Source organism: Planctomycetota bacterium, from assembly GCA_016872555.1.
Taxonomy (GTDB): domain Bacteria; phylum Planctomycetota; class Planctomycetia; order Pirellulales; family UBA1268; genus F1-20-MAGs016.
The window spans coordinates 1-4,751 of sequence record VGZO01000107.1 but is presented as its reverse complement, the minus strand read 5'-3'; the positions used below and the strand labels follow the sequence as shown (position 1 = coordinate 4,751).

Here is a 4,751-nt window from a genome sequence, read left to right as displayed (position 1 = left end):
AGCCAGATCGGGCTCCGCGAGCTCCGCGTGATCACGATCCCCGTGGCTGGCTCGAGCGGCCACGGCACGTTCGAACCCGGACCGTCCGGACCGTCGCTCCAGTCGGGGACATCGGGGAGTGGTGGCTCGATCGACTTCGCCGCACTCGCCGCCTGGGCCGGGGCCCAGCAGGTCAGCCAGCCCGACGCGCCGGCCGGAACCCCCACCGGAAACGCCAAGCCGAAACGCTGACGCGGCCGCGATCCGGCGAAAGCATGCGACGCCGTGCGTCGATTCACTCCGGGGCAATTCGCCCCAGGGGTGTCGATGGACCAGGTTTCACCTGGGGCGAATCGCATCACGGCACGCCATGGCAGGTTGCCTCTCGTCGGCGGGGTAGACGCTGACGACCCGCTTTCCAGCCGCACGTTGCGGCGACCGCCGATCGTCGAAATCTCGGCCTTTTACGCGTTCGACCGCATGACGAGTGCGACGCGAGGCATCGTCCGCGGATACCCGCTGCCTGCGGCCGTGCCGCGCGCGATCGGGTCAGTCCTGATTGCAGCGGCATTGGCACGGCATCTGCATCGAAGGGAGGCGTCGGGGCAACTGTTGGAGACCGTATTCATCGAGCGCGCCGTCGAGGCGCGCGCCCGTCCCGCTGGCTTTCGCCCGGGGTCGAGGAGGTTCGCGCTTGGTCGCTACCGTACCTCTCATACACCGTCGTTTGTTCGTTTTGTTCTCATCGCTGGAGGTCATCATGCGTGGTTTCAAGCATCTTGGCGCGGGGTTCGTGGTGTCGGTGGTCAGCATCGCGCTGACACTGGCGGCAGCCGACGCCGGCATCATCTACCGGGTCTCACAGGTGACCCCGACCGGCGCGATCACGATTCCCGCAACGGCGACATTTGCCGTCACGCTGGAGTCGGATTCCGGGAACCAACAAGTCACTGGCGTCGATTTCACGGTCAACCTCAGCGATACGGCGAAGATGGGTGGCGTGATCACCAGCGGGAGTAATTTCCTCTTTCCGGGCGGCGCCAACGGATTCTTCGCCTCCGATTTCCCTCCGGCGGGATCGGGTCTGACGGCCGACTACACGTCATTCAGCTTCACGCCAGTGACCATGACAACCACCCCGACCACGATTGCCACATTCACGCTCGACACGTCGGGTGTAGACGTCGTCCCCGGAACGTACACGATCTCCCTCAGTGGCCTGGAGGTGGCCGACGCATCCTTACAACAAGTGCTGCCGACCACCCAGGTCCCGACGACATACACGCTGCAGGCTGTCCCCGAGCCGAGCACGATCGCGATGGCGGGGCTGGCGGTCGGTGGCGGAATGGCCGTCGGGTGGAAGAGCGCGCGGCGGCGGGAGAAATCGTCCACTGGCACCGCGTGACGACGCTATATCCCACTGGTCTGCGGTCGGATCCGCCTCGGACCGAGAGGCGTTTGGCGACCGGAACATTGACGGATTCATGGATTTCTGTTACCCGATATCCTCATGGAGCTTCCTGTGGCGGAGGGAGATCGGCCCAGGTTCATCGAGCTCGTGATCGGACTGCATCCCGTGACCCAACCAATCTCGCCGGAGTCTTGAGCCATGTCGACCCGTCGCCGTCCCTCCGCTCGCGGTCGTGCCGCCCGACGCCTCACGCGGCCGCTGGGCCATGAGTCGCTCGAAGCACGTCACCTGCTCGCCGTCAGCCCGCTGCATCTGGTTGAAGACGACGGCACGAGTGCCCGGTCGGGCGGCTCGTTGCCCAGCGGTGGACATCGGCCGGTCGTGGCCAACTTGGTCGCTACGGACCACTACATCGCCGACGGAGTGGCGATCGGGATGGTCGAGAGCCCCACGCGGATAGCCCTCGCGGCGACCGCAGCGGGGCGTGCCGATCGGTCGTGGCAAACGGAGGTCGGGCTGACGTTCCTCCGCGGTCTCGCGGGCAGCCGGTTCGACGTCTACGCCACGACCGGGCCGCTCGACGGAGCCACGCTGCAGGCGCTGTACGCCCGCGGCGTCGTCGATGGCGAGGTGCCGGTGTTCGACGTGCTTGATTCGGGTTCCGAGGCCGTGCTGCTCGACGAGGCGATCGTCGAGCTTGCCGACGGTGTCGACGCGGCAGCGTACTTCGGTGCCCGTCCGGTGTTTGCGGCTCACCGGCCACTGGCCGGCACGCCGAACCAGTTCGTCGTCACGCTCGCGGCCGGTCCGGGCCGGGCCGCATTGGAGGTGATCAACGGGCTCGACGGTGACCGGCAGCTCGCCTGGGCCGCACCCAATTTTCACCAGAACTGGCAGCGGTATTACCTGCCGGATGACCCCCGAATCCCCAACCAGTGGCACGTGCAAAATACCGGACAGAGCGGCGGGCTGCCCGGAGCCGTCGGGGCCGACGCAGATCTCGTGGCCGCGTGGGACGTGGTCCAGGGTGGTTCCACCGCACTGACGATCGCCGTCGTCGACGACGGCGTGCCGACCAACCATCCCGACATCAACCCCTGGGTCAATCCGGGTGAGGTCGCCGGCAACGGGCTCGACGACGACGGCAATGGCTGGGTCGACGACGTCAACGGCTGGAACTTCGTCAGCAACAATAACATCAGCGTCCCCAACACCGCCAACGACGGTCATGGCACCGCCGTCGCCGGGGTTGCGGCGGCGCGGGGCGACAATGGCGTCGGTGTGGTCGGCGCCTCCTACGGCACGCCAGTACTGTCGTCGCGGATTTTCGAAAACAACGTTGCTGCCACCGACGCCCGGATCGCCGAGGCGATCTACTACGCTGCCGGTCGGACGGCCAACGGCCTCGGCTCGTGGAAGGCGGGGGATGTTTCCAACCACTCATGGGGTGGCGGTGCGAACAGCGCTGCCATCAACGGAGCACTGACGTGGGCGACCAGCCAGGGTCGTCAGGGACTTGGCAGCACGCAGTTTTTCGCCGCCGGTAACGGCGGATTGGCGCTGGTCGGCTATCCCGCTTCACAGGCTACGACGAACGCGGGGATCAGCGTCGTCGGTTCGATGAACAACCTCGGCCAACGGTCGGAGTACAGCCAAGTCGGTGCCGTGCTCGACATCCTCACGCCGAGCAATGACTTCCGCACCGGCTACCTGGCGATCGACACGACCGACCGGGTCAGCAGCGCCGGCTACAACACCGCGGCTGGAGCGGCTGGCGACTACACCGGCAACGGTGCGACCGGGTTCGGGGGCACCTCGTCATCGGCGCCCGTGGCGACGGGGACCGGTGCCCTGGCGCTGGCCCGCGCGCAGGTGCTGGGGGTGACCTTGTCGGCGGCACAGTTGCGATCGCTGATGCGCGCCAATACCACGCTGATCAGCACGGCCGACACCGGGTTTTCCTACGATCCGGCCACCGGTCAGTCGTTGACGCACGGCTTCGGCCTGCTGTCGGCGGGGAGCCTCGTGCGGGCGATCGGCACGCGCGAGATCTCGGTCACGTCGGCCGGGTTTGAAATCACCAACGGATCGACCGGCTCGTTCGGCAGCGTGCTCGTCGACGACAGCGTCGTGGCCACGCTGCGGATCCGCAATCAAGGCACGCTACCGCTCACGATCTCGGGGTTGACGGCGACGGGCGACTTTACCGTCGCCACCGGGCCTGGGCAGTCGACGCTCGGACTCGGCGAGGGGACGACGTTCACCATTCGGTTCACGCCGTCCGCGGCGGGATCCAGGTCGGGCACCGTGACGATTCTCTCCAACGACGCCGACGAAGGGAGTTTCGTATTCACGGTCGAAGGGACCGGAACGCCGACCAACGTCTCGGGATATCTGTTCGAAGACGCTGACGGCGATGCCGTTCGGCAGGGAGACGAGGCCGGAATCGGAAGCCGGACGGTGTTCCTCGATACCAACGGCAACGGGACGTTCGACAACGCGATCGAGGATGTCACCGTCAACGCCGCGATCGACGTCGGCCTGATTCCCGACGGCACGGCCACCGGCGCCGGGGCACCGCTGGTCTCGACGCTGGCCGTGTCCGGCCTGACACAAAAGATCACCGACGTCGACGTGACCGTCAACATCAACCACACCTGGATCTCTGACCTCGACGTCGTCCTCATCGCACCGTCGGGGAGGCGGATCATGCTGGCAGAGAGCGTCGGTGGCTCCGGCGACAACTTCACGGGAACGATTTTCGACGATCAGGCGGGGACGGCGATCACGGCGGGCACGCCGCCGTTCACGGGGCGATTCCGGCCCGCACAGCCGTTGTCGGCACTGCTTGGTGAAGATCCCAACGGCACCTGGAGCCTGGAGATCACCGACTTCTTCCAGGCCGATCAGGGAACACTCACCGGTTGGTCGATCCGTGTCCGCACCGGCGAGGAGTCGGCCGTGACCAATGCCAATGGCTTCTACTCGTTCAGCGGTTTGGCGGCCGGCACGTATTCCCTCGCATCGGTCCTGCCCGCCGGATGGTCCGCTTCCGGTGTCGCATCACGGTCGTTTACCGTGACCGGCCCGGCGAGCACCGACCGTGGCAACGACCTCGGCTCGGGAGTGAACAACCGCTTCTACGGGCGGGTGTTCGACGACGCCAATGCCAACGGCGTGAAGGATCCCGGCGAGCCGGGCCTGTCGGGCCGGACGCTGTTCATCGACGCCAACGGCAACGGCATCGTCGATCCGCCGACGCAGACGACGTTCACGAGCTCCACGGCGCTGGCGATCCCCGACAAGCCGGCGAGCGGGTTTTCGCCGGTGACGTCGTCGATCGTCGTCTCCGGGATCGGCG

Annotated in this window: 3 protein-coding genes; all 3 read left to right on the top strand. The window is 66.7% G+C overall.

Annotation, left to right across the window (positions count from 1 at the left end):
- Positions 1–27 precede the first annotated feature (27 nt).
- On the top strand, positions 28–231 hold the full coding sequence (locus FJ309_17120) for a hypothetical protein (GenBank protein MBM3956295.1): 204 nt from the start codon (positions 28–30) through the stop codon (positions 229–231).
- A gap of 508 nt (positions 232–739) precedes the next feature.
- Positions 740–1,384: a PEP-CTERM sorting domain-containing protein gene (locus FJ309_17115; protein ID MBM3956294.1), complete on the top strand. Its 645-nt coding sequence runs from the start codon at positions 740–742 to the stop codon at positions 1,382–1,384.
- A gap of 204 nt (positions 1,385–1,588) precedes the next feature.
- Positions 1,589–4,751, top strand: a 3,163-nt coding sequence (locus FJ309_17110; GenBank protein ID MBM3956293.1) for a choice-of-anchor D domain-containing protein, incomplete at its 3' end; no start/stop codon positions are given.

What these genes read in the sequence shown, in the direction of transcription:
- FJ309_17115 (MBM3956294.1), top strand. Translation starts at nt 740, where the DNA reads ATGCGTGGTTTCAAGCATCTTGGCGCGGGGTTCGTGGTGTCGGTGGTC.